The sequence below is a fragment of the Rossellomorea sp. SC111 genome, assembly GCF_024733565.1.
Classification (GTDB): Bacteria; Bacillota; Bacilli; order Bacillales; family Bacillaceae_B; genus Rossellomorea.
Genome location: NZ_JANIOC010000006.1, coordinates 242,273 through 267,954 on the forward strand (window position 1 = coordinate 242,273; position 25,682 = coordinate 267,954).

Here is a 25,682-nt window from a genome sequence, read left to right on the forward strand (position 1 = left end):
CAGTTTGTCCAACACACTTTCATTACTCAATCTTGAGAAGAATTTTCAGGAAACCCAAAAGGGGTTAACTGGTAGGGAGGCATTGGAGGAAGCAAATCGATGTTTGTATTGCTATGATGCACCATGCATTCAAGCTTGTCCAACAGGCATCGATATACCATCATTTATTAAAAAGATTGCATCAGGCAATTTAAAGGGATCTGCTAAGACAATCATGTCTGCAAATCCCGTTGGGGCTAGCTGCTCAAGGGTCTGCCCGACAGAGGAGCTATGTGAAGGAGCATGTGTACTGAATTCTTCAACTAAACCCATTATGATCGGGGATCTTCAACGGTATGCAACAGATTGGGCTAGACATAATGACACTGTGCTCTTTGAAGCGGGAGAGCCAAACGGAAAGAAAGTCGGCATCATTGGAGGGGGACCGGCGGGGCTTTCGGCAGCAAGGGAACTCGCGCGCTTTGGTTATGATGTAACGATCTATGAGGCTGAAAAAGAAGCGGGGGGCTTAAATACGTATGGCATCGTTTCGTTCCGCCTTCCCCAAAGCATTTCTTATTGGGAAGTGGAACAGGTAAAGAAAATGAATGTAGAGATCCGGACAAATGTGAAAGTAGGCCGGGATATATCTGCCGGGGAAATTGCAATGAAACATGATTTTGTCATCCTGGCTGCAGGAATGTCCAGTGTCCCGGACTTGAGGATTGATGGAGAAGATCTGATAGGTGTGCATGATGCCATTGAGTTTGTGAAAAAAACCAAAAGTGGCAAGTTGAATCACGAGTACATCGGTAAAAAAGTAGTGGTGATCGGTGCAGGAAATACAGCCATAGATGGAGCCACTTGCCCCATTCGTCTGGGAGCAGAGAATGTTAAGATCTTATACCGGCGTACAAAAGAAGAAATGACAGCTTATGATTTTGAATACGAATTTGCTAAGCAGGATGGTGTGGAATTCCGCTGGTTGACGGCTCCTCAAAGAATTATCGGAAATGAAAAAGGAGAGGTTACAGGGATTGAATGCATCAGGATGGAGCTTGGCGAACAAGGCTCAGATGGAAGAAGACGCCCCATTCCGGTTAACGGATCCGAATTCATTTTGCCCGTTGACGTCGTCATTAAAGCCATTGGACAGACCCGCCATCTTACACTAATTGAACAATTCGGGTTGGAGCACTCTGAAGGAGTGGTGAAGGTTGATCCCGGGACTTTTCAAACGTCGAATCCCTCGATTTTTGCCTGTGGGGACATCGTATTCGGTAAAGGTATAGGGGAAGCGATGGTCGTTACGGCAGCAGAGCAAGGGAAGCAGGCAGCATACCATTTACATGAGATATGTTCAACAATAAAAGTGAATTAAAATTGTTTACGAGGGGGGAATTCCATGGCGAATTTAAGCATAGATTTAGCGGGGATCAAATCACCCAATCCATTTTGGTTAGCATCAGCGCCACCAACGAACTCAGGGTATCAGGTTCAAAGGGCTTTCGAGGCTGGGTGGGGAGGTGCAGTTTGGAAAACGTTGGGTGAACCTATTATAAATGTTTCATCCCGTTTCGCAGCAGTCAGCTTTAATGGTCAGAGGGTAGCGGGATTCAATAATATCGAACTGATTACGGATCGTCCACTGGAAGTGAATTTAAAAGAAATATATGAAACCAAGAAGAGATTCCCGAATCACGCCATCATTGCTTCATTAATGGTGGAGCCGAAGCAGGAAAAGTGGCATGAAATCGTCAAAAAAGTTGAGGATGTAGGCGTTGATGGCTTGGAACTGAATTTCGGCTGTCCCCATGGGATGGCTGAAAGGGGGATGGGATCTGCCTCCGGTCAAGTGCCAGAGCTGGTCGAGAAACAAACTCACTGGGTAAAGGAAGTGGCCAGGACACCGGTAATTGTAAAACTCACACCCAATATAACGGATATAACCGTGACAGCCGAAGCAGCCGTTCGAGGCGGAGCGGATGCTGTCAGCATGATCAACACCATCAATAGCCTTGCCGGAGTGGATCTGGATTCATGGAACACAATTCCTCATGTGGCCGGTAAGGGAGCTCACGGTGGATATTGCGGACCCGCAGTGAAACCCATTTCATTGAACATGGTGGCAGAGTGTGCCAGAAACCCGAGGATCAATGTTCCGATTTCAGGTATGGGTGGAGTTTCCAACTGGCAGGACGCCGTTGAGTTTATGCTCATGGGTGCTTCCGGAGTGCAAGTATGCACGGCAGCGATGCACCACGGTTTCAGGATCGTCGAGGATATGCTTGATGGATTGAATAATTATTTAGATGATAAAGGAATATCAACCGTTCAGGGAATCGTTGGTAAGTCTGTGCCGAAATTTTCCGATTGGGGTAATCTGGATCTGAATTATAGTGTAGTGGCCAAGATCAATAATGACGTGTGTATCAATTGTAATAAGTGCCACATTGCATGTGAAGATACCTCTCATCAGTGTATTGATATGCTGAAGGATCCTGATGGAAATAGCTACCTAAAGGTGCGGGAAGAAGATTGTGTCGGATGTAATCTTTGCTCGATTGTCTGTCCGGTTGATGGTGCCATTGACATGATTGAAGTTCCGAGTGGTCAGATGCCGATGACCTGGAACGAACGTCAAGCAGTCATGAGTAACTTGTCGGGCTCTAAAGTAAATGCAGTAAAATAACCCAGGAGGTACCGTAATGGATAAAATCATTCAAAATGGAACGATTGTAACAGCAACCGATACGTATAAAGCAGATATCCTGATACAAGACGGGAAGATTGCAGCGATTGGAAAAGGATTTGATCCAGGAGACACTGAAGTGATTGATGCAAGCGGGAAATTCATTTTTCCCGGTGGAGTCGATCCGCATACACATCTGGAAATGCCATTCGGTGGAACAGTTTCAAAGGATGACTTTGAAACCGGAACGATAGCAGCTGCATTCGGTGGGACAACGACCCTAATAGATTTCTGTTTAACGAATAAAGGAGAACCACTTCAAAGTGCCATCGATACATGGCATTCGAAGTCAAAGGATAAAGCCGTTATCGATTACAGCTTCCATTTGATGATCGGGGAGATCAATCAAGAGGTACTCTCTCAGCTGCCTGAAGTCATACAGGAGGAGGGCATCACATCTTTCAAAGTGTTTATGGCGTATAAAAATGTATTTCAGGCAGATGATGAAACTCTATTTAGAACATTGGTTGCTGCAAGGGAACTTGGGGCTCTCGTCATGGTTCATGCAGAGAATGGGGATGTCATTGAATACTTAACCGAGAAGGCATTAAAAGAAGGGAAAACGGAACCGATTTACCATGCTTTGACGAGACCTCCTGAACTTGAAGGGGAAGCAACTGGCAGAGCAGCTAAACTAACGGGATTAGCGGATTCACAATTATATGTTGTACATGTTTCATGTTCGGAGGCCGTGGAACAGATTTCAGCGGCGAGGAGTAAAGGGTTGAATGTATGGGGGGAAACATGTCCACAGTATCTGGTGCTTGATCAAACTTATTTAGAACGTCCCAACTTTGAAGGGGCGAAATACGTATGGTCGCCTCCACTAAGGGAAAAGTGGCATCAGGACGTTCTATGGAATGCATTGAAAAGCGGCCAGCTTCAAACATTGGGATCTGATCAATGTTCTTTTGATTTCCAGGGGCAGAAAGATCTTGGGAAAGAAGATTTCACTAAAATTCCAAATGGCGGACCGATCATTGAGGACCGTGTATCCATATTATTCTCAGAAGGGGTTGTAAAAGGGCGCATAAGCTTGAATCAGTTCGTGGATATCATGTCGACTAGAAGTGCAAAATTGTTTGGGTTGTATCCTCAGAAAGGAACCGTGGCCGTTGGATCGGATGCAGATATCGTTATCTTTGATCCGGAGGCAGAAAGAGTCATTTCTGCTGCGACCCATCATATGGCAGCAGATTATAATCCGTTTGAAGGCATGAAGATTAAAGGCGAACCGGTTTCTGTATTATCCAGGGGTGAATATGTCATCAAAGATAAAAAGTTTGCAGGGAAACAGGGTGCAGGAAAGTATATTAAGCGAGCGAGATACGGTAACCTGCTGGAAATTGAAGAGAGTGCAGCACTTCAATCTTCTAAGAGCTGATACCTTTTTAGAAAATCATCCATCTTAATGGTAGAACGACTCCTCGCGAGCCGGGTGTAGAGAATGTCAGACTTTGCGCCCGCTCGCCTCTCTTGTGAAAAGATTGGTAATGCCATTCGAAGCAAACAAAACGGGGTGTTCATGTTGAAAAGAAGTTACTTAAAGTCTCCAGATTTATTACCGATCAAAGAAAGTGAAAGGAAAGTTACAAAGATTGGCTATTCCTTTATGTGGGTGGGGATGGTAGTCGTACTTGCAACATTCGCAATCGGTGGGGCCGGTGTCGTATCGTTACCATTACCCCTCGTTGTTTTAGCCACGATCATAGGCTCCCTTGCAATTGGGTTATTTATTACCTTAACGGGCGATATAGGGATCGAGCATGGTTTATCCTTCCCAGTATACATGAGGGCACCCTTCGGAACGATCGGGACGCATATTCCATCCGTTGTTCGTGGACTGGCTGCTTCCATGTGGTTTGGGATTAACACATACTTCGGTGCTACAGCGATGAACGGAATTCTAAATATATTATCAGGTTTTGATAATTGGTTTGTTTGTTTCATGATTTTTGCTATTCTTCAATTGGTGAATACGGCGCTTGGGATCAAAGCTGTAGAACGTTTTGCGGACCTTGCCGCCCCAGTCATCATTCTCATCTCAGTCTGGATGTATTCGTCATTATCCGACTCCGCAGCTTCCCAGGGAAGAGATATTTGGAGCTGGGTTGAAAGTCCGGTGACAGGGGCAGCAACATTTACTGCTTTCCTTGTTGTGATTTTTAGTAATATGGGATTTTGGGCAACGCTTTCAGCAGATATACCTTCCATTTCACGCTTCATGAAGGCTCCAAGCAATGAAAGGAATTGGTTCAAGAGAAACCGGAGTGCTCTCATTGGTAATCTTATAGCCTTGCCGATAACTCAAGCATTTATGGTATTAATCGGTGGTATTTCGTATATAGCCGTACTGAATTATGATCCTGTAGTTGCTCTGCAGGAGGCAGCAAGCGGATTTGTTTTAGGAATCCTACTCCTGATGATCGTCCTGGCACAATGGTCTACGAATATTGCGGCCAATATAGTACCTGCAGCCACCATTTTTTCAAATGTTGGGGGGCCAAAGTTTCCTTTTTGGGCAGGTGTATTAACAGCCGGGGTCGTGGGGACGATCGTCCAGCCATGGAATCTTTTCGATATCATCATTCCCGTTCTTCTGTTTGTAGGGGGGATTTTATCCGCAATCGTAGGAATATTGATATCGGATTACTATTTTATAAGAAAACGCCGGGTCAATGTACCCGCATTATATGAAGACAGGGGCCAATTCAGCTATATGAAAGGAGTCAATCTTGCAGGCTTCATCTCATGGATCCTTGGGGCAGTCGCGTCATATTTCGTTCCTAACTTTTCGTTTTTGGTTGGATTTGGTATAGGAGCCCTCTGCTATTACGTATTGGCCAAATATTGGTGGTTCAAAAAGTATGAGCAGGCGGAGATTTCCGATCCCAGTGATGAGAAATATCTGGGCATGTCGGTAGGCCGTGATTGGATCATTGAAGAATCAGAAGAAAACGTTATCGAAAAATCCCCAACGGGCACAAGCTTTTCTTGAATAGACTACAGTGGTTTAAAGTATGGTAATGAGGGGGTGTTGAAATGTCCGATTATCAAGAGTTCTTAAGTGAAAGAGATAAGATTGATTTTCTCCTGCAAAAGGGCTTTAAAATAGAAAAAGTCACCGAAAATCTCAGTGGAGCTTTTGTTGTTTTTAAACATACAGAAAATAAAAGAAGCGCCACTTTGCATGTGAAAACGGCGAATGCGCGAAAGTATTTTTCAAATCTTTTATTTCATACCCACCCTTGAAATGGGTCTAAGCGGAATGAGTAATCTGTCAGAAGATAAAGATTTGAAGTTCTGCCCTGAAAATATGCAAACGACGGATGAATTAATTCATTGGGTATTATCTGTCTTGTCTTCGATTCACTTGACTGAAGAACAATTAGTGAAGTGGTGGGGTGAGGAGATACAGTTTGCAATCCCCCATACTGAAGCGGATTGAAGGATTGGTTCTGCCAATCCTTTTTCTCCATTTACTACGCCAAATAAAAGGAGAGAAGGATGAAAAGTCACTACTATTTTTCAGTGAAAGATATCCTGGAAAGAAAGTACTTTGAACATGCTAAGGTGATGGCTGGGCACAGAGGTCTCTCTAGACAAGTAAAATGGGTCCACATTGTCGAAGTCACTTCCATTAAAAATCTTCTTAATGGGAACGAATTGATTCTTTCGACTGGTCTTGCCCTGAAGGAGGAAGGCAGTTTCCTTTCACTCATACATCAGTTGGGAGCCTGTGAAGCTGCAGCACTTTGTATCGAACTTGATACAAATATCTCTACCATACCAGCAGCCGTCCTGGAATGGGCGGACGAATATGATTTCCCCATTATTGTTTTTGAAAGGGAAGTTCCCTTTGTCAGTATCACTCAGGATATACACGCAGTTATAATCAATCAGCAATATGAGATGATCAAGAAACTTGATTTCTATGCTCAGAACCTGAATAAATTGCTGCTTTCAGTTAAACAATGCAGGGATATTCTTCAAGTGTTACATAAAGAATTAAATGTTCCGGTACTTTTTCAGTTGAAAGAACAAGATGTAAAGGTTCATCCCTTAATGTGTTCCTCGGAAGAAGAGCTTTTCCTACAAAACTACTATAAACATAAAGACAGTAAGGATCATCATATTGCTTCGACGAAAGTCATTCTGTTTGATCAGGAGTATGCAGAGCTGTGCATCTACCGGTACAATCAGCCGTTTAGTGAATACGAGCTGTTAATCCTTGACCGGACGTCCACTGCCCTTGCTCAATATTTGATGAGGGAACTGTATTTTGATGAACAAAAACGCCTGGAAGAATCAAAGTGGATCATGTCTTGGTTAAAAGGAGATCAATCATACGACAGACTCGCCACGTTTATGGATGAACTAAACATATCGATCCATGGTGGTGTCGTATGTATTTGCAAGACGAATACACTGGTTGAGAAAGAAATGCTTGATCTAACCTTCTTTAACCTTGTAACCAAAAGTATATTTGAGCAATGTGGATTCAAAGTGGTGCCTGAAAGGATTGATTCTGATTTAATCTTCATACTCCTAGATACCAGAAATACAGGTAATTGGAAGGGTAGATTGATAAAAGCATATGAAAAGATAGGAAGGTCAGGATTTTTTGGAAAGGCGTCACATTCGGTATTTGCCACAGGTAAATATCAAGTCGAAATGATGGATATCCATAAAAGCTATGAAACTGCAAAAGATACCCTTGCATTTCGAACAAAAGACGCAGGTAAAGACCACTATTATTTCTTCGATGACCTTCATTTATTCAGATTGATCTCTATTGTAAATGAGAATGTGAACATGTGGGAAATGATTGAAGATTTTCTTTCGCCATTAATAGATTATGACCGGGAGCATGATGGGAATTTAATGAAGACACTTAAAGTTTTCCTGGCTTGTCAGGGGTCAAAACAAGAAACCTCAAAAAAGTTATTTATCGTGAGGCAAACGCTCTATCATCGACTGAAGAAAATAGAAGTTTTGCTGGGTGAGGATTTCATGAGCTCGGATAAACGGGTGGCAATCGAATTTCTATTGGCCGCTCATGAGTATTTACAGCCTGAAAGCTTAATGAAGAAGACCAAGATACATTAATGTCCAGCGGGAACCCCTGGTTATGTTACACAATGTCTAATGAATGTATACGCGTTTTCTTTCATAATGAAAGTATCCAGTATACAGAAAGTTCTGAACTTCTTTGGAAAATCTTATCGAAAAAAGAAATAAGGAGGAACTGAATATGACTGTAATAAAAAAAGATGTAGATGTATTGAAAAATTATATTGGTGGTAAGTGGGTGGACTCCCTCAGCTCACAAACATTGGAAGTCTTAAATCCTGCCACAAATGAAGAGATTGCAAGGGTGCCGATATCAACTAAAGAAGATGTGGCGATGGCAGTCAAAGCTGCGAAGCTTGCCTCAGAAACGTGGAAAAAGACCCCGGTACCAAAACGTGCGCGAATTCTCTATAAATATCATACTTTGCTTTCAGACAATCACGATGATCTGGCCAGACTTGTGGTGCAGGAAAATGGAAAATCATTTAAAGAAGCGTATGGGGAAGTACAGCGTGGATTAGAATGTGTTGAATTTGCATGCGGTGCACCCACACTCATGATGGGAGAGACACTCAGTGGGATAGCGGAAGATATCGACTCCGAAATGTTCCGCTATCCACTCGGAGTTGTAGGGGGGATCACTCCATTTAACTTCCCAATGATGGTCCCGTTATGGATGTTCCCCCTTGCCATCGCATGTGGAAATACTTTCGTATTGAAGCCGTCTGAAAGAACCCCGATCTTAGCCAATCGACTTGCAGAGTTGTTAACAGAGGCGGGTATGCCCGACGGGGTCCTCAACTTGGTACACGGCGCCCATGATGTAGTGAATGGCTTACTCGAGAATAAAGACATTGCTGCCATCTCATTTGTCGGTTCCCAGCCGGTTGCGAAATATGTATATCAACAGGCTGCCACACAAGGAAAAAGGGTCCAGGCGCTATCGGGAGCAAAAAACCATCACATCGTCATGCCTGATGCGGATTTCAATAAAGCGGCTGAACATATCATCAGTTCAGCATTTGGCAGTGCAGGACAGAGATGCATGGCATGCAGTGCAGTAGTGGTGGTCGGGGACAATGAAGAGTTTGTGAAGGCTTTAAGTAAAAAAGCAGACGAATTATGTATAGGCAATGGGATGGATGAGGAAGTGCTGCTAACTCCGGTCATTCGAAAGGAAAACCGGGAGAAGACCCTCGGTTATATTGAAAAAGGCATACAAGAAGGAGCGTCACTCATTAGGGACGGCCGTAAAGAAATGGAAGATTTTAAGGAAGGGAACTTCTTGGGGGCGACGATCTTTGACCATGTGACTCCGGAAATGACGATCGCGAAAGAAGAGATGTTTGCACCTATTCTCAGTCTTTTAAGAGCAGAAGATCTGGACCAGGGACTGGATTACATCCGCCAGTCAAGATACGGTAACGGTGCAACCATTTATACGAAAGACGCCCGTGCCGTAAGACAGTTCAGGGAGGAAGCAGACGCAGGGATGCTGGGAATTAATGTGGGGGTTCCGGCAACTATGGCATTCTTCCCATTTTCAGGGTGGAAGGATTCTTTCTATGGAGATATGCATGTAAATGGTAAAGACGGAGTAAATTTCTATACTAGGAAGAAAATGATCACTTCTCGATTTGATTTTTAATCAGGGTTAGGGGGAATCTTCATGGTAAAAGCTGGTCACTCTCAAGATGTATGGTTAACGCAGGACGAGAAACTCATTTGGCACTCCATGAAACCATATAATCCCGGGGGAACGATGGTTGTGACAGAATCTCACGGGTCGTGGATAACTGATCAGGATGGACAGAAGTATCTTGATGGTATGGCAGGATTATGGTGTGTAAACGTTGGATATGGACGACAGGAGTTAGCGGAAGCGGCTTACGAGCAGCTGAAGAAAATGGCTTACTTTCCTCTTACCCAGAGTCATCAGCCAGCCATTGAACTTGCAGAGAAGTTAAATCAATTACTTGGTGATGACTATGTGATTTTCTTCTCTAATAGTGGATCTGAAGCGAATGAAACGGCCTTTAAAATCGCCCGCCAGTATCATCAACAAAACGGTGAGCACGGAAGATATAAAATTTTTTCACGGTATAGAGGGTATCACGGTAATTCTATGGGGGCACTGGCTGCTACAGGGCAGGCTCAGCGGAAATTTAAGTATGAACCATTGGCGCCTGGATTTCACCATGTTGCTCCTCCGGACGCATACCGCGATGAATTGAAGGGGGGAGATCCCCATGACCTGCCGGGAGTGAAGGCAATTGATCAGGCCATGACATGGGAACTAAGTGAAACAGTCGCTGCACTGATCATGGAACCAATTATTACTGGCGGAGGAATCCTCATGCCGCAGGATGGTTATATGAAGGCTGCCAAAGAAGTGTGTGTGAAGCATGGGGCTCTCTTAATAGTAGATGAAGTGATTTGTGGTTTTGGGCGGACCGGAAAGGCATTCGGCTTTATGAATTATGATGTGAAACCTGATATTATCACAATGGCCAAGGGGATAACCAGTGCTTATCTCCCATTATCCGCCACAGCTGTAAAACGAGAGATCTATGAAGCTTTTAAAGGATCTGAAGAATATGATTATTTTCGTCATATTAATACATTCGGAGGAAATCCTGCAGCTTGTGCCCTGGCTTTGAAGAACATTGAAATCATGGAAAAAGAGAGACTCTTTGACAGGTCAAAAGACCTGGGGGAAAAAACGTTAAATTCCTTGAAAAATCACCTCCAGGATCACCCCAATGTAGGGGATGTCAGAGGAAAGGGATTATTGATCGGAATTGAGATGGTGACGCATAAGGATACCAAGGAGCCATTGGAGCTGGATAAAGTAAACTCAGTCATAGGATATTGTAAGCAGAACGGAGTCATCATCGGAAAAAATGGTGCTACGGTGGCAGGGTTCAATAACGTCCTGACCATATCACCTCCGTTAAACATCGAAGAAGAAGATCTGGAACGGCTGATATCGACTGTCATTGAAGGGATTCAACACCTTAAATAACCTGATTAAAGGCGTCTGCAAGTGCAGATGCCTTTAATTTTGTATGGAATGATCAACTTGTTTTTCCTGCGGTAATTTATGGGAAGCACTGGGGACCTTTCTTTTTTGTACATTGATAAGATCTGATGAATGGACGGTTATGATCACTTGTCCACCTATAATTTTTGCCCGAATGAGTATTGGCTGATTATAAGCGTTTTTAAAGGTGAAATCGGGACCGTACCAGCTTACGGTTGCATCCCTGCCCTTAGGGACATATGGAACCCGTTTCGAGTGATGATACCTTTCCAATATTGTTACGCCCGCTTGATCTACCGCATTATATAAGGTCGATGATACCTGGCAGATACCACCGCCGATATCCTCTGAAAGTTCCCCTCTTACAATGACGGGAGCTTTTTTATAACCCTTTTCTTTCGTTCTTTTTCCGACCACTCCATTAAAAGAGAACACCTCACCTGGAAACACCACCGCATTGTTGATTTTTTTGGTTGCGAGGGTAATATTTTGCGTTCGCTCTTCATTATGGTTATTAAAGAACGTTACATACTGCCCGATTTTTTGCGTTCGTATGTGAGCGAGAATTTCACTATCCACCTTTGGATATAACGTCAATAAAGGAGGTTCGATCAAGCCCGATCCCTTTGAGAATAAAAAACCATCGACCAGATTACGGAATTTCCTTTCATGGAGCATATATCCTGCCACTTCGGGGACTATCTGGTTATGTTCATTAATATAGGCATTATGAGGAGGGGTATAGACTATATTTTGAACATGAGAAACAAAATCCTCATAGTGCTTCTCATTCATTAATGGTTCATCCAATAATGGTGATTCAAGGTAGTGACGTTCAACTGAAATTTGTGTGTGATTTGGGGATTGGATATGTAGGTGATCGTGACTTCCCATTGCCGGAAATACCAACAGACCTATCGCAGACAGTTTAATCAAAAGCATATGAATCCTCCCTTTCCTTGGTAGTATCCGTATAAGAGAGCTATTTCATGTTTGAATGCTGCTTCCAAAAATTGCGTGAATGAACCGGCAACAGTGGGACCAAAACTAAGGAAAAAATGAGGTTTCGTACATGCTTGTTATGATAAGATTCACAATCGTCCTTTCAATGCTCCTAGTCTTTGGAGCAAAAACGGCTGATGCCATACCGAGTTTTCAAGTTGAGATTCTTCCATGGGAACAAGTAAAGGGAATCATTCCAAACCATTCTTATTTTACGATTATTGATGTAGATACAGGGTTATCCTTCAACGTGCAGAGAAGGGCAGGAAGTAAGCATGCGGATGTGCAGCCGGTCACAGAAAAAGACACGAAAATAATGAAAACCATATACGGAGGAAAGTGGAGTTGGGATCGTCGTGCCATTCTGGTAATGGTTCATGACCAGCTCATCTCTGCCTCCATGAATGGAATGCCCCATGGTGCCGGAGCACTCCAAAATAATTTTCCAGGCCATTTCTGTGTCCATTTCTACGGAAGCACGACACATAAGACCCCCACTCCAGACTTAGCCCATAAAGTCATGATATTGAAAGCAGGTGGTGAACTGGACAGGTTTTTATACCATATAGATCCAAACGAATTGATCAATGTGCTGGAGATTGCCATTAATCAACACGATGAGAGACTCCTTTCACAAATAATGAGCGGAAACAATCGTTCATTAAAAAAGACACTTGCTTCGGTGAATCATATGGAGATCACCAAAAGATCGATCATCCCTGTAGAGGATTTGCCTTCTCTAGTGGCGATGAAATTACAATTCAGGGTGAAATGGACCCGATCCGATCATTCTCAAGACGAAGGGAATGTTGAATTTTATTTACACAGGGATTCATTGGAAAATCAGTGGAGGATAGACGGCCGGACACTCATAGACGAAATTCATTAATGGACCCTCTAAGTTAGCATTAATTCCCTCCAGTGGATGAAATCTTATCCTTAACATGCGTTTTCAATAAACAAAATAGGGAAAAGGGTATATAAATGAATTGTGGAGGGAAAGACCGATGTTGGAGTTTGTCATGAAATTAATTAAGGAATTAGGAATGTGGGGGTTATTCGCTGGAAATGCCATTGAAGCGTCCTCGTTGCCTTTTCCAGGCGCCCTTGTGACGCTGGCTTATGGATACGTACTTGATCCCTCCCCGCTAAAGCTTTTGATATTAGCCCTCACAAGCAGCATAATCTATACCATTTTTAGTTTCATCCCATATGGTATCGGATACAAGCTGAAGGATAAGATCAAGGAGAAAACCAGCTCGAAGAAAATTGAAAAGGGGCAAAAGTGGTTCAGGAAATGTGGTTTGTGGAGTATAGCGATTACGAGACCCCTCGGCATCGGTAATTATGTCTCATATGTTGCAGGTATCAGTAAAGTGAATAAATGGAAATTTGGAGGTTTAACCTTCATAGGAATATTTCCGATTACCCTCACGATGTTAATAGTCGGGAAAAATGGTAATTTGAAATCTGTTCAATCCATGATGAGTCAGATTCAGACCTATCTTCTCATCGGAGGGGCAGTGCTCATTGTCGGTTATCTGTTATATAAATTCATGTATAAACCAAAAGCAAAGTCCAATTGTTTGCACGATGAATCAAGCATCGCCAAGCAGGCAGAATAGATAAGGTGAAAGTTCGCTCCTGAATATAGGAAGCGGATTTTTTTTGAAGAAAAAAGTCCATTTTCAAATGTGCTTCCTCATTCTACTACATGCTTCAACCCTGATCCGTATGATATAATGAATAGTCGAGAATAGCAGATTTACTTGGAAAGGTTTGAATGAAACCATGACACAATATACTCCAATGATAAAACAATACTTACAAGTAAAGGCAGAATACCAGGATGCCTTTTTATTTTTTCGTTTAGGCGATTTTTATGAAATGTTTTTTGATGATGCCGTCAAAGCGTCCCAGGAACTTGAAATTACCTTAACAAGCCGTGATGGGGGAGGAAAGGAACGAATTCCCATGTGCGGTGTACCTTATCATTCTGCTCCTAATTACATAGAGCAACTCATCGATAAAGGTTATAAAGTAGCGATATGCGAACAGACGGAAGATCCAAAGCAAGCCAAGGGGGTCGTGAAGAGGGAAGTCGTCCAGCTCATTACACCCGGTACGGTTATGGATGGGAAAGGTCTGAATGACAAAGAAAATAACTATATTGCTTCAGTAACCGATTTTGATGATGATACGTTTGGCCTCGCCTATAGCGATCTGACGACCGGGGAAACCAAGGTGACGGTCGTTTCGGATGGACTGCAGGCATTGATGAATGAATTATCCACCATTGGGGCGAAAGAAGTGGTCATTCACCCTGATCTTTCTGATGAGGTTCAGGGAAGGATCAAAGAAAGAACAGATGTTACTTTATCGTATGAGGAGGACTCAAGTCTTGGACATGCCTTCACTCATCTGATGGAACGTCTGAAGCAAGAGAAACTTATAAAAGCTTCTTCCCTCCTGTTTCATTATTTATTCCGGACACAGAAAAGGAGTTTGGATCATCTGCAAATCGTGGAGACGTATCAGCTTCACCAATTTATGAAAATGGATTATTATTCGAAGCGTAATCTGGAATTGACAGAGACCATACGTTCCAAAGGGAAAAAAGGGTCGCTCCTTTGGCTTTTGGATGAAACGATGACAGCGATGGGAGCAAGGCTTTTAAAGCAGTGGATCGATCGTCCACTCATTCATAAACAGGAAATCGAAAGGCGTCAGACAGTGGTAGAAGTACTATTGGAACGTTTCTTTGAAAGGCAGGACCTGAGAGACCTCCTGAAAGAAGTGTATGATCTCGAGAGGCTGGCAGGTCGCGTCGCCTTTGGGAATGTAAATGGTCGTGATCTGATCCAGTTGAAAAAGTCCCTTCAACAAGTTCCTGTATTAAAGCAATTGATCCAAACATTGGAGAGTGATGCAACCGATGAGCTTATCGCCAGGCTCGACCCATGTGAAGAGTTGACAGACCTTCTTGAAAAAGCATTGATAGAAAATCCTCCATTATCTATAAAAGAAGGAAGCCTGATTCAGGATGGGTATCATACCGAACTGGATCAATATCGTGACGCAAGCAAAAATGGTAAGTCATGGATTGCGAAGCTTGAACGGGACGAAAGGGAACGGACTGGAATCAGGTCTCTTAAAGTGGGCTTTAACCGTGTATTTGGTTACTACATCGAAGTAACGAGAGCGAATCTGCAGCACTTGGAAGAAGGACGTTATGAACGGAAGCAGACTTTAACAAATGCTGAACGGTTTATCACGCCAGAATTAAAAGAGAAAGAATCCCTTATCCTCCAGGCGGATGAAAAGAGTGTGGATTTAGAATATGAATTGTTCCTGGGGATACGTGAAAGGGTCAAGGAATTTATCCCCCGCCTGCAAAAATTGGCGAAACTCGTCAGTGAACTGGACGTTCTGCAGTGCTTTGCCACCGTCAGTGAGAAACGTCATTACACACGTCCTTTGTTCAATGATGAGAGAAAAATCGTCTTGAAAGATGGAAGGCATCCCGTTGTCGAAAAGGTGATGGGCGCACAGGAGTATGTTCCGAATGATTGCTATATGGATGAGGAACGGGAAGTCTTTCTCATTACCGGTCCCAATATGTCTGGTAAAAGTACTTATATGAGACAGGTGGCGCTAACGAGCATCTTGGCCCAAATCGGATGTTATGTGCCTGCAAGCGAGGCAAACCTTCCTGTATTCGATCAAGTATTCACCCGCATTGGAGCAGCGGATGACCTGATCTCCGGACAAAGCACATTCATGGTAGAAATGCTTGAGGCGAAGAATGCGATCATTCACGCCACTCAACAAAGCCTGATACTGTTCGATGAAATTGGACGGGGCACGTCCACTTATGATGGGATGGCACTGGCACAAGCGATCATTGAATACATTCATGAACATATCGGGGCGAAAACCCTTTTCTCTACTCACTATCATGAATTGACGGTTCTTGAAGAAGAGTTGCCAAAAGTGAAAAATGTTCATGTCAGTGCGATGGAGCAAAACGGAAAACTTGTTTTCCTTCATAAAATCAAAGAGGGTGCGGCAGATAAAAGCTATGGAATACATGTTGCTGAACTCGCCGAACTGCCCCAAGCCTTAATTCAAAGAGCGAATGAAATTCTTCTGGAGCTTGAACGGAAGGAAGAGCCTTCTTCTTTAAGCGAAGTAGCCGCTTCAAAGGAATCATCAGTAGTAAAGCAGGAAACACATGAAGATGAATTGGCCCAGCTGTCCTTCTTTGGCGCAGAGAAATCGGAAAAGAAAGCAACGTTGAATACCAAAGAAAAGAAATGTATAGAGGAATTGAAAAAATTGGATATCCTTGAAATGACGCCATTAGATGCTATGAATACACTATACGGAATCCAAAAAAAGTTAAAGCATTAAGGAGGTGGAACTGTGATGAAGATATTTCAGCTTGATGAGTCCCTTTCTAATAAAATCGCGGCAGGGGAAGTGGTGGAACGACCGGCTTCTGTGGTGAAGGAACTCCTTGAAAACAGCATCGATGCCGGTGGGAGCGTCATAGAAATCCATATCGAGGAAGCAGGTTTACAATCGATACGCATCATCGATAATGGCGACGGAATTGAGAAGGAAGATGTCCATACAGCCTTTAAACGGCATGCAACGAGTAAGATCAAAGATGAAAACGACCTATTCCGCATCCGGACGTTGGGATTCAGGGGAGAAGCTCTTCCGAGTATCGCTTCCGTTTCTCATTTCATGTTAAAAACGAGTACGGGTGAAGGTCCGGGTACGAGCATTGAACTCCAAGGCGGAGAAGTACATTCGATTGAAAGCACGTCGTCCAGAAAAGGAACAGATATCACAGTTTCACAACTATTCTTCAATACACCTGCACGTTTAAAATACATGAAGACCATTCATACGGAGCTCGGGAATATAACGGATGTAGTAAACCGGATCGCCCTTGCTCATCCTTTTGTCTCCATCAAGCTTCTCCATAACGGCAAATCGCTTTTGCACACGAATGGGAATGGTGATGTCCAGCAGGTTCTTGCCGCCATTTATGGAGTCGGGATAGCGAAGAAAATGGTGCCGATCGAAGTAGAGTCCCTGGATTTTAAAGTAAAGGGATATATATCCCTTCCAGAGATCACCCGGGCATCGAGGAATTACATTTCGACGATGATTAATGGTAGATTCATTAAGAACTATGCTTTGGCGAAAGCGATCGGGGAAGGATATCACACACTTCTTCCCATCGGACGCCATCCCATCGTGCTTCTCAGTATCGAGATGGATCCGATCCTGGTGGATGTGAATGTGCATCCGTCTAAGATGGAGGTCCGCATCAGTAAGGAAGCAGAGCTCAATGCGTTGGTGACGGAAGGAATCAAGATGGTGTTTAAAGGAAAGGAACTAATTCCATCAGGATCCACCCCGCCAAAACCGGCTCAGCAGAAATCTGAGCAGACATACATGAATCTCGAGCACGCGGCGAAAAGAAAAGAAGTTAAACATGATAACAGAGACTACGTCCGGGAGAGGCTGCTTCCCAAAGAAGAGATGGTGAAGCTGTATGAGCCGCAACCGCCTGTCATTGATACGAGTGAAACATCAAGTATCGTTTCTAATGAAGAACCTCTTCATGGAACCTCCATCGAGGAAGAGGAAACCCGGGAACAACCTGTTCGAGACATCGATGATGAAAAGGAAAAACCTCGGGTTCCCACACTTTATCCTGTCGGGCAAATGCATGGCACGTATATATTTGCGCAAAATGAACGCGGTCTCTATATCATTGATCAGCATGCAGCTCAGGAACGGATCAAGTATGAATTTTATAAAGAGAAAGTAGGGGAGGTCACAAATGAGCTTCAGGAACTCCTCGTCCCCCTAACCCTTGAATTTTCAACGGATGAGTATATCAAGATCAATGAATATCGCTCTCTCCTTGAAGAAGTAGGGGTTTTCCTTGAGGATTTCGGATACAACAGTTTCATCGTTCGTAGCCACCCACAGTGGTTCCCTAAAGGGGAAGAGCAGCAAACCATTGAAGACATGATTGAGCAGATCATCAAGATGAATAAGGTCGACATTAAAAGGTTGAGGGAAGAGGCAGCCATCATGATGAGTTGCAAAGGATCCATTAAAGCAAATCACCATTTGCGAAATGAGGACATGCAGGCACTCCTGGATGAATTAAGAAGAACCAGCGATCCATTCACCTGCCCCCACGGGCGACCGATTATCATTCATTATTCGACTTATGAAATGGAAAAAATGTTCAAACGGATTATGTAATGGAATGAATGGGGGATGAGCCTTTTAAAGGTTCATCCCCCTTCATCCATATTTGTTCTGATGTTCCTTTTTCATTTTCAGATAGTCATCATCTTCTCTCGCAAGTTTCCATTTCGCTTCAAAAATGGCGGCTGATTCAGCTTTCTCTTCATCTATCTCTCGATCATTGATATCCCCATCCTTATTGTACTTCTTCCCACCAGGATAATTGGCGTACCTTCTGGCCCTCGTATAGCCCATCTGAAGGAATTTCCTTGCCATATCCATTCCCACAAAATCACTTTGCTCCTTATATTGAAGAAACATGTGATAAATGGTATTTGAGGATTCTTCTGCAATATCCGGTGTTTTAAAACGCCACTGGGGAAGGATTTCGCTTTTGTAGGGCTTTACAAGTAAAACGCCTTGTTCCCCGCGGCCTACACGGTATTTTTCAGGGTGTTTTCGAAAATCAATGGAATCAAAATCAAGCTCATAATCAAAAGACATGTCCTTCACCTCCTAACTGCTTTTTACCCATAATCCTCATAGGGATAAACGGAGGTAAGTTCCTGATGTTACGATAATAATATTATGGTAACCGGTTGGGTTTTATGAAAAAAGAGGGTTTTCACTTCTTTTCTTTAATGTATATAGGAAGAATGTAAGCGCTTTTATAAGAGGGGAGTGGTTTGGATGATCGAGGTTGAAACATCTATAAATAATGAATCCTTTCGGGAAGAAACTTATCTTGAAGCATCTCATCGAGTGGATAAGAGGCAGTTTTCTGAAAAAGAATACAATAAGTTTGTAAAGTTGAAGGGTGTAAGGGATTGGTCAACGTTAACTTGGAAGGACGTTGGAAGACCTTATGAGGTGACGTCCTTTGCTAAAGAAAAAAAGGAGTGGGAAAAAGCAAATGGAAAATCACTTCCCGTCCATACTTCATGGGAAATGTTTAATCGCTCCTTCCACGAATGGTTTGTGAAAGATATACCTGCTGAAACGAAGGAAAGTAGAAGTCGCATTGTCAGAAATGCTTTGAAGTTGAATGTGAAAAAATCCACGGAAGCACTGGGGGACCACCTCAGGCTGCATCTATGGAATTATGTGCATCGAATCCAGGATGGTGTGTGGGATCCCAGAGGGAAGAGAGCCTTATTCAGCGGACTTGATGTCGTTAAGCCGAAAATTTTATTTTTAGGGGCAGCTGAAGGATATGAAGCAATGCAGCTCTCAGCCCTTTATCCCGGCAGTGAAATCGTGATGGTTGATTATGACTCATTTTGTCGTGATACCCGTTATGAGGAATTTCCGGAAACGTACCCATTTTTAGGGCCAAATCCTGCAACTGGTGGATTCAAAACGTATTATAAAGGTGACTTTAAGACAACATACATCGTTGCGGATATCAGGGACTTAACCTTCGGAAGAGAGTTTGACATAGTATTGAGTGTTGGACTATTAGAACATTTTCCAGATGAATTCAAATCTGAAGTGGTAGAGTGGCATCGTAAATTCCTGAAGCCAAACGGGTACATGGTCCTTACTACACCAAGGGCTCAGCTGAAATCCAAAGTGTACTACGAAGTGATGGCAGATGTGATGAACCATACGTACAGGGAACTGATGACTGTCGAACAGATGGGTCTTTATTTATATGAGAATGGGGCGGATATTTTACAGCACGGTTATATTAAAGTTCATAATGGAATCATTGCGAAAGCAAGATAAGGGACGAAAAGCTTTTGATTTTTTGAATCAAAGGCTTTTTATTTTTGAAAAATATATATTGAATAATCCTTTTTTTAGTGTAAAATTACACTAAAAGAGTAAAGGTGGTGGAGATGGATTGATTGGACTAGTGAAGGGGAAGCTCAGAGCATGGGTATTAATTGTCCCTATTGTATTAGCATATATTTTGATATTCCAGTGGGGATTGAATGAAAGAGACTCAAAAAACATCATAACGGATGTAAGCCGATTAATGCCAACAAAAATTGATAAACTTGTTAAAGGTAGCCAAGAGAAAGGTATAGTAGAGGCGCTTTCTAAAGCAAGAGAAGAAAATCTCAGAGTATCGATTGCGGGTAAGAGACACAGTCAAGGAGGGCATACCTACTACCCAGATGGGATGGTATTGGATATGACGGGTTTCAACGAAGTGCTTAGTGTGGATCCATCCAATAAAACGATTCATGTGCAGAGTGGAGCTACTTGGGATGATATACAAAAAGCGATAAATCCTTATGGACTTTCAGTGAAAGTGATGCAATCGCAAAATATATTCACAGTAGGCGGATCATTATCCGTAAATGCCCATGGAAGGGATATAAGAAATGGCTCGTTAATTGAAACGGTTAATTGGTTCCGTCTTTTAAAGCCTGATGGGGAGATCATCACCGTTTCAAGAAGTGAAAACGAAGAGTTTTTTCCGTTGGTCATTGGGGGATATGGGTTGTTCGGTGTAATCTTGGACGTGGAATTACAACTTACATCTGATGAGCTTTTGGCATTGGAAACCGAAGAGTTGAACGTTGAAGACTATGAAGATTATTTTAATCAAAACGTTTTAAAAGATGAAAACGTAAAAATGCATTTAGCTCGATTGTCAACTGCTCCGGATACATTTCTCCAGGATATGTATGTGACCAACTACAGGGTTAGTGACGATCAGGAGAAGTACATTGATTATAATACTCTAAAAAAAGATGAATTTACTGGTTTAACAAAATTCTCCCTCGGACTTTCAAGGGATTTTGATTGGGGGAAAAATCTCTTTTGGTATATGCAGAAATCATTCTTTGATAAAAGTGATGGTAATTTGGAAACCCGAAATAATGTGATGCGTTCAGAATCGGAGTTTTTAGAATACAAAGGTGAAAACGACACAGATATTTTACAAGAGTATTTTGTTCCAGTTGATGAGTATGAAGAGTATATCGATGATTTACGAGTATACTTGGCTGATGAGGACATTAATCTTATGAACATCACGGTGAGGTATGTGAATCAGAGTAAAGAAGCAGTATTATCCTATGCGAAAGAAGATATGTTTGCACTAGTATTATTAATTAATCAGGGACTCGGTGAGGAGGAAAGAAAGCAGACCGGTGATACCATCCGTGGTATGGTCGACATTACCATTGAACATGGGGGAAGCTATTATCTTCCTTACTATCAATATCCCACAGACGAACAACTACACGAGGCTTACCCAAATGCGGAACAATTCTTTCAGAATAAGCGGCAGTATGATCCAGATGAACGGTTTGTGAATATATTTTATGAGGTGTATGGAAAATGAGATGGTTAATTGTGTCTCAAAGTTTTGCAATGGTAGCTGCGAGTGTGTCATTCCCATTTTATTTACTTTTCATTCAAAATATCGGAAGTGATTTTTCGAGTTTTGGATTTGCTTACGGATTGTTCACGTTAAGCGCAGCGGTCGGCCATCGAATCATAGGTAGGCTGTCTGACTTAATTGGTGGTCAGATCCTTCTTATTGTTTACAGTATAGGAATGAGCTTCCTCTTTCTGTTCATCCCTTCAATAGGTTCAATTCAAGAAGTATATATGATTCAGGTATTACTTGGTGTGTTAGGAGCTTTGCAAAAGACGTCAGAGAAAGTGGTGATCAGTGACATGACAGAGCATGCTTCTAGAGGGAAGAGCATTGGACAGTATCACTTTTGGACCGCTCTATTTTCAAGCATTGCAGTGATGGGGACAGGGTTCATCTTGGAATATTTCACAATCCATTTTCTATTCTATGCATGTTCACTTTTCTTTTTCATTAGTGGACTCGTCATCATCATTTTTGGGTCTAAATTGAAACGGGCTGTTCCCATGTCGGTTGACTAGATGCATAGCAAAACCTTCATGATAAAATTCTCCTGCACAAGAGAAGGATTTACTCTCTTAAAGGGCTAATTATAGAGGTAAGGTTATTTTTCTGAAAATTCTTTATATACCACAGGGGGAAATGGAATGAATGGAGGAATTGAGCTTCAAAAGCATAAAAAGAATAAGCGTCTTAAACTAACAATCTGGACAGCAGGAAGTATATTGTTTATTCTGCTCGGGCTATTAATCTTTGCAAATTATTACATCGACAGGTCTCTCCCCGTTACATCAGGTACCATTACATTGGATGGTTTATCAGAGGAAGTTAAAATCATTAGAGATAAAGATGGCGTACCACATATTCAGGCTCAAAATGAAAAAGACCTCTATATGGCACAAGGGTATGTTCAAGCCCAGGATCGTTTGTTCCAAATGGATCTAAGCAGGCGCCAGGCATCGGGAAGATTGAGTGAAGTCGTCGGAGACAAGGCGGTGGATAGGGACAAGTTCTTCCGGACATTTGGTTTGAGGAGGGCGGCGGAGGTATCCTTTACAGCCTATCCGGATGAAGCAAAGCAGCTTCTCGAGTGGTATGCTGAGGGAGTAAATGCGTATATGGAAGAGGCAAAAGACCGGGGTAGTCTTCCTATTGAATTCACCCTACTGGGTTACAAACCTGAGAAATGGACACCCATTGATTCTTTGACCATCGGTAAATACATGGCTTTTGACTTGGGGGGACATTGGCAGGGCCAGGCCTTCAGGTATTGGGCATTGGCTAATCTACCTAAGGAAAAGGCATATGACTTGTTTCCATCCTATCCGGATGAAGCCCCTACCATTCTTTCAGATATTGGAGAGGTAAAGGTCGATTTAAAGCAGTCTTTCGCTTCAGCAGTCATACCGCCTGAATTTAATGGAAGCAATAACTGGGTTGTCAGCGGCGATAAAACGAAAAGTGGAAAACCGTTACTGGCAGATGATCCACATCTATCACTGGGGACGCCTTCCATATGGTATCAAATGCAGCTCGAATCACCTGAAATCAATGTAAGTGGGGTGATCTTCGCCGGAATTCCCGGGATCATACTTGGTCATAATGAACAGATTGCTTGGGGTGTGACGAACACTGGGCCAGACGTACAGGATTTGTATGTAGAGAAGCGAAACGAAGAAGATCCCGATCTATTTTTGTATGACGGGAATTGGGAAAAGGCTACCATCATACAAGAACCAATTAAAGTGAAGGACAGCGATACCATTCCATATAAAGTCACAATAACAAGGCATGGTCCTGTGATTTCGGAATTTGCTCATCAAAGTGCTGCCGAGGAGGTGCTGGCCATGCGTTGGACAGCACTGGATCCAAGTCTTGAACTTTCTGCCATCATCAATATCAATAAAGCAAAGAATTGGAATGAATTCGAGGAAGCTCTGAAAGACTTTCATGTGCCTACCCAGAATTTCGTATTTGCTTCTAAAGATGGCACGATTGCATATAAAGCAAATGGAAAGATTCCAATCAGGAAAAAAGGGGATGGGCTACTGCCTGTTCCAGGATGGGATCCTGATTATGACTGGCAGGGCTTCATTCCTTTTAACGAACTCCCGAAAGTGATCAATCCTGAATCAGGCTATGTGGCAACAGCGAATAATAAAGTGGTAACAGATGATTACCCTTATCACATCAGTCATCACTGGGCACAACCGTATCGATATATGAGAATTTCAGAATACTTAGAAGGAAAAAGTGATCTGTCGATTTCTGATATGAAAGGATTGCAAATGGATCAATTGAATTTACATGCACGTGAATTTGTCCCTATCCTCACTAAGGATCTAGAATCCGTTTCATTGAATGGTGATCAAAGGAAAGCCATTGAGATGTTGAAATCATGGGATTATTCGGATGATAAAGATTTGGCTGCCCCCCTGATTTTTCATCAATGGATGAACGAAATATCAACAGGGCTTTTTCAAAAGGATGTACCAGATGAAATGATGAAGCTCTTCGAAGGCCGTCAAAGTGTTGTGGATGAACTTATCCGGAAAGCGCACACAGGGGAAGAGTCCCCATGGTTTGCAGATCGGGGCGGATATGAATCGTTTTTGACTGCGTCACTTACCAGTGCTTTAAGTGAGCTGGAGGAAACCTATGGACCTTCCATGGATGATTGGGAGTGGGGAATGTACCATAGGGTCTACTTCGAACATCCATTATCAAGCGCTTCCCCTATCTTAAAAAAATTTTTAAATGACAAAGATCCTGTACCTGTTGGTGGGAGCAGGGTCACAGTGGAAGCTGCAAGTTATAATGACGAAGGGATCGTCAACCACGGTGCCTCGTGGAGATTCGTCATAGACACATCAGATATGGCGAATGGGTATCATATTGTCGGCCCTGGACAAGCGGGTCATTACAAAAGTAAGTGGTACCAGAATCAAATTGACGCATGGGTAAAGGGAGAGTATCATAAAACCTCACTTGAGGATCCAGATGGTGAAATATTGATTTTACAATCGAAATAAACCAAAACTGCTTGAAGGGTTTCCCTTTGAGCAGTTTTATTATGTTTTTTATAAAAAGTTTTATTATAGTATGAAACGGGTACACTCACATCATAGTGAATAGATTGTTTATGAATAAGACCGGTATGAATGGAAATACTGACAAGATGTGATTTCAAACCCTCTATTATTATGGTACGATAATATGTGAAGAATCAGTTACATAGAAAGCAGTGAACGTATGACAAGGATGGAGAAAGAGAAAGTGATCGTCGTTATTGGTCCCACTGCTGTAGGGAAAACCAATACAAGCATAAGCCTTGCTAAACGATTTGATGGAGAAGTCATTAGTGGTGACTCCATGCAAATTTATAAAAAAATGGACATTGGAACCGCCAAAATCACCACTGACGAGATGGATGGCGTACCTCACCACTTGATTGACATTAAAAATCCTGAAGAACCATTTTCAGTGGCGGAGTTTCAAAAGCTTGTAAGGAAGAAAATATCCGACATTCATTCACGGGGAAAAACTCCCCTGATAGTTGGAGGGACTGGTCTTTATATTCAGTCGGTCCTGTATGATTATCAATTCACTGAAACACCAGGCGATGAAGACTTTCGGGCTGAGTTAGAAGCAGAACTTGAAAAGTTTGGGTCTGTTTGGCTTCATCGTAGTCTAGTTAAGATCGACCCCGACTCTGCCAGGAATATTCATCCTAATAATACGCGTCGTGTGATCCGTGCTTTGGAAATTTTCCATTGTACAGGTAAGACGATGAGTGAGTATCAAGCTTCCCAAACCCATGAGCTTCAATATGATGTAGCCTTGATTGGTTTGACCCTGGATCGGGAAAAGCTTTACGAAAGAATCAACCTCCGGGTAGACCTGATGATGAAAAAGGGACTTTTAGAAGAAGTGAAAGCGTTATATGATGGAGGCGTGAGAAACGTTCAGTCTGTTCAGGCGATCGGGTATAAAGAGCTTTATGACTATTTTGATGGAAACGTCAGCCTGGAAACGGCAATAGAGAACCTGAAACAAAACTCCAGAAGGTACGCCAAGCGTCAGCTCACCTGGTTCCGAAATAAGATGGAAGTTGCCTGGTACGACATGACTGAAGAAAGTTTGCACAGCAAAAATATTGAGGAGATTTCAGAATTTATTGCAGGAAAGCTTCAATTAAAGTCGAATAAGTAATG

General features: G+C 42.6%; 20 protein-coding genes. 18 read left to right on the plus strand and 2 right to left on the minus strand.

Annotation, left to right across the window (positions count from 1 at the left end):
• Positions 1–4: 4 nt before the first annotated feature.
• The 9 genes from NQ095_RS10160 to NQ095_RS10200 all read left to right on the plus strand — a co-directional run bounded on the left by NQ095_RS10160 (position 5) and on the right by NQ095_RS10200 (position 10,829).
• Positions 5–1,360 carry an NAD(P)-dependent oxidoreductase gene (locus NQ095_RS10160; protein ID WP_258263349.1) on the plus strand — a complete coding sequence of 452 codons (1,356 nt, stop codon included), beginning with the start codon at positions 5–7 and terminating at the stop codon, positions 1,358–1,360.
• A 24-nt stretch (positions 1,361–1,384) separates the two neighbouring features.
• Complete coding sequence (gene preA / locus NQ095_RS10165) at positions 1,385–2,671, plus strand: NAD-dependent dihydropyrimidine dehydrogenase subunit PreA (protein ID WP_258263350.1); 1,287 nt, start codon at positions 1,385–1,387, stop codon at positions 2,669–2,671.
• 16 nt (positions 2,672–2,687) lie between these two features.
• Positions 2,688–4,115, plus strand: a complete 1,428-nt coding sequence (hydA, locus tag NQ095_RS10170) for a dihydropyrimidinase (protein WP_258263351.1) — start codon at positions 2,688–2,690, stop codon at positions 4,113–4,115.
• A gap of 141 nt (positions 4,116–4,256) precedes the next feature.
• Entirely contained in the window at positions 4,257–5,729 is a 1,473-nt protein-coding gene (locus tag NQ095_RS10175; protein WP_258263390.1) for an NCS1 family transporter, read from the plus strand.
• Positions 5,730–5,773: 44 nt separating this feature from the next.
• Positions 5,774–5,983 (plus strand): hypothetical protein, encoded by a 210-nt coding sequence (locus NQ095_RS10180; RefSeq protein ID WP_060673287.1) that lies wholly within the window; start codon positions 5,774–5,776, stop codon positions 5,981–5,983.
• Position 5,984: 1 nt separating this feature from the next.
• On the plus strand, positions 5,985–6,179 hold the full coding sequence (locus NQ095_RS10185) for a hypothetical protein (protein WP_258263352.1): 195 nt from the start codon (positions 5,985–5,987) through the stop codon (positions 6,177–6,179).
• A 59-nt stretch (positions 6,180–6,238) separates the two neighbouring features.
• Entirely contained in the window at positions 6,239–7,840 is a 1,602-nt protein-coding gene (locus tag NQ095_RS10190) for a PucR family transcriptional regulator (RefSeq protein WP_258263353.1), read from the plus strand.
• A gap of 145 nt (positions 7,841–7,985) precedes the next feature.
• On the plus strand, positions 7,986–9,452 hold the full coding sequence (locus NQ095_RS10195) for a CoA-acylating methylmalonate-semialdehyde dehydrogenase (RefSeq protein WP_258263354.1): 1,467 nt from the start codon (positions 7,986–7,988) through the stop codon (positions 9,450–9,452).
• Positions 9,453–9,473: 21 nt separating this feature from the next.
• Entirely contained in the window at positions 9,474–10,829 is a 1,356-nt protein-coding gene (locus NQ095_RS10200) for an aspartate aminotransferase family protein (RefSeq protein WP_258263355.1), read from the plus strand.
• A gap of 33 nt (positions 10,830–10,862) precedes the next feature.
• On the opposite strand, the gene NQ095_RS10205 is transcribed toward NQ095_RS10200, so the two are convergent.
• Positions 10,863–11,789 (minus strand): VanW family protein, encoded by a 927-nt coding sequence (locus NQ095_RS10205; RefSeq protein WP_258263356.1) that lies wholly within the window; start codon positions 11,787–11,789, stop codon positions 10,863–10,865.
• A 130-nt stretch (positions 11,790–11,919) separates the two neighbouring features.
• On the opposite strand from NQ095_RS10205, the gene NQ095_RS10210 reads away from it, so the two are divergent.
• The 4 genes from NQ095_RS10210 to mutL all read left to right on the plus strand — a co-directional run bounded on the left by NQ095_RS10210 (position 11,920) and on the right by mutL (position 18,146).
• The gene (locus NQ095_RS10210; RefSeq protein WP_258263357.1) at positions 11,920–12,738 is read left to right on the plus strand and encodes a hypothetical protein; all 819 of its coding nucleotides are present in this window, start codon (positions 11,920–11,922) and stop codon (positions 12,736–12,738) included.
• A 133-nt stretch (positions 12,739–12,871) separates the two neighbouring features.
• The gene (locus tag NQ095_RS10215; RefSeq protein ID WP_258263358.1) at positions 12,872–13,474 is read left to right on the plus strand and encodes a DedA family protein; all 603 of its coding nucleotides are present in this window, start codon (positions 12,872–12,874) and stop codon (positions 13,472–13,474) included.
• 166 nt (positions 13,475–13,640) lie between these two features.
• Positions 13,641–16,262 carry a DNA mismatch repair protein MutS gene (mutS, locus tag NQ095_RS10220; protein WP_258263359.1) on the plus strand — a complete coding sequence of 874 codons (2,622 nt, stop codon included), beginning with the start codon at positions 13,641–13,643 and terminating at the stop codon, positions 16,260–16,262.
• A gap of 12 nt (positions 16,263–16,274) precedes the next feature.
• Complete coding sequence (gene mutL / locus NQ095_RS10225; RefSeq protein ID WP_258263360.1) at positions 16,275–18,146, plus strand: DNA mismatch repair endonuclease MutL; 1,872 nt, start codon at positions 16,275–16,277, stop codon at positions 18,144–18,146.
• Positions 18,147–18,188: 42 nt separating this feature from the next.
• On the opposite strand, the gene NQ095_RS10230 is transcribed toward mutL, so the two are convergent.
• The gene (locus NQ095_RS10230; protein WP_258263361.1) at positions 18,189–18,635 is read right to left on the minus strand and encodes a DUF4385 domain-containing protein; all 447 of its coding nucleotides are present in this window, start codon (positions 18,633–18,635) and stop codon (positions 18,189–18,191) included.
• Between the two features lie 186 nt (positions 18,636–18,821).
• On the opposite strand from NQ095_RS10230, the gene NQ095_RS10235 reads away from it, so the two are divergent.
• The 5 genes from NQ095_RS10235 to miaA all read left to right on the plus strand — a co-directional run bounded on the left by NQ095_RS10235 (position 18,822) and on the right by miaA (position 25,680).
• Complete coding sequence (locus NQ095_RS10235) at positions 18,822–19,859, plus strand: class I SAM-dependent methyltransferase (RefSeq protein WP_258263362.1); 1,038 nt, start codon at positions 18,822–18,824, stop codon at positions 19,857–19,859.
• Between the two features lie 130 nt (positions 19,860–19,989).
• Positions 19,990–21,432, plus strand: a complete 1,443-nt coding sequence (locus tag NQ095_RS10240) for an FAD-binding oxidoreductase (protein ID WP_258263391.1) — start codon at positions 19,990–19,992, stop codon at positions 21,430–21,432.
• Complete coding sequence (locus tag NQ095_RS10245) at positions 21,429–21,989, plus strand: MFS transporter (RefSeq protein WP_258263363.1); 561 nt, start codon at positions 21,429–21,431, stop codon at positions 21,987–21,989. The genes NQ095_RS10240 and NQ095_RS10245 overlap by 4 nt, the downstream gene beginning before the upstream one ends.
• A gap of 126 nt (positions 21,990–22,115) precedes the next feature.
• Positions 22,116–24,500 (plus strand): penicillin acylase family protein, encoded by a 2,385-nt coding sequence (locus tag NQ095_RS10250; protein ID WP_375162829.1) that lies wholly within the window; start codon positions 22,116–22,118, stop codon positions 24,498–24,500.
• 220 nt (positions 24,501–24,720) lie between these two features.
• Entirely contained in the window at positions 24,721–25,680 is a 960-nt protein-coding gene (gene miaA, locus NQ095_RS10255) for a tRNA (adenosine(37)-N6)-dimethylallyltransferase MiaA (protein WP_309137630.1), read from the plus strand.
• Positions 25,681–25,682 lie beyond the last annotated feature (2 nt).

Coding starts and splice junctions, on each gene's coding strand:
- NQ095_RS10200 (WP_258263355.1), top strand. CDS start 9,474: ATGGTAAAAGCTGGTCACTCTCAAGATGTATGGTTAACGCAGGACGAG.
- NQ095_RS10210 (WP_258263357.1), top strand. CDS start 11,920: ATGCTTGTTATGATAAGATTCACAATCGTCCTTTCAATGCTCCTAGTC.
- NQ095_RS10185 (WP_258263352.1), top strand. CDS start 5,985: ATGGGTCTAAGCGGAATGAGTAATCTGTCAGAAGATAAAGATTTGAAG.
- NQ095_RS10195 (WP_258263354.1), top strand. CDS start 7,986: ATGACTGTAATAAAAAAAGATGTAGATGTATTGAAAAATTATATTGGT.
- NQ095_RS10175 (WP_258263390.1), top strand. CDS start 4,257: ATGTTGAAAAGAAGTTACTTAAAGTCTCCAGATTTATTACCGATCAAA.
- NQ095_RS10190 (WP_258263353.1), top strand. CDS start 6,239: ATGAAAAGTCACTACTATTTTTCAGTGAAAGATATCCTGGAAAGAAAG.
- NQ095_RS10250 (WP_375162829.1), top strand. CDS start 22,116: ATGAATGGAGGAATTGAGCTTCAAAAGCATAAAAAGAATAAGCGTCTT.
- NQ095_RS10180 (WP_060673287.1), top strand. CDS start 5,774: ATGTCCGATTATCAAGAGTTCTTAAGTGAAAGAGATAAGATTGATTTT.
- NQ095_RS10215 (WP_258263358.1), top strand. CDS start 12,872: ATGAAATTAATTAAGGAATTAGGAATGTGGGGGTTATTCGCTGGAAAT.
- miaA (WP_309137630.1), top strand. CDS start 24,721: ATGACAAGGATGGAGAAAGAGAAAGTGATCGTCGTTATTGGTCCCACT.
- hydA (WP_258263351.1), top strand. CDS start 2,688: ATGGATAAAATCATTCAAAATGGAACGATTGTAACAGCAACCGATACG.
- NQ095_RS10230 (WP_258263361.1), bottom strand. CDS start 18,635: ATGTCTTTTGATTATGAGCTTGATTTTGATTCCATTGATTTTCGAAAA.
- mutS (WP_258263359.1), top strand. CDS start 13,641: ATGACACAATATACTCCAATGATAAAACAATACTTACAAGTAAAGGCA.
- NQ095_RS10245 (WP_258263363.1), top strand. CDS start 21,429: ATGAGATGGTTAATTGTGTCTCAAAGTTTTGCAATGGTAGCTGCGAGT.
- NQ095_RS10235 (WP_258263362.1), top strand. CDS start 18,822: ATGATCGAGGTTGAAACATCTATAAATAATGAATCCTTTCGGGAAGAA.
- NQ095_RS10205 (WP_258263356.1), bottom strand. CDS start 11,789: ATGCTTTTGATTAAACTGTCTGCGATAGGTCTGTTGGTATTTCCGGCA.
- preA (WP_258263350.1), top strand. CDS start 1,385: ATGGCGAATTTAAGCATAGATTTAGCGGGGATCAAATCACCCAATCCA.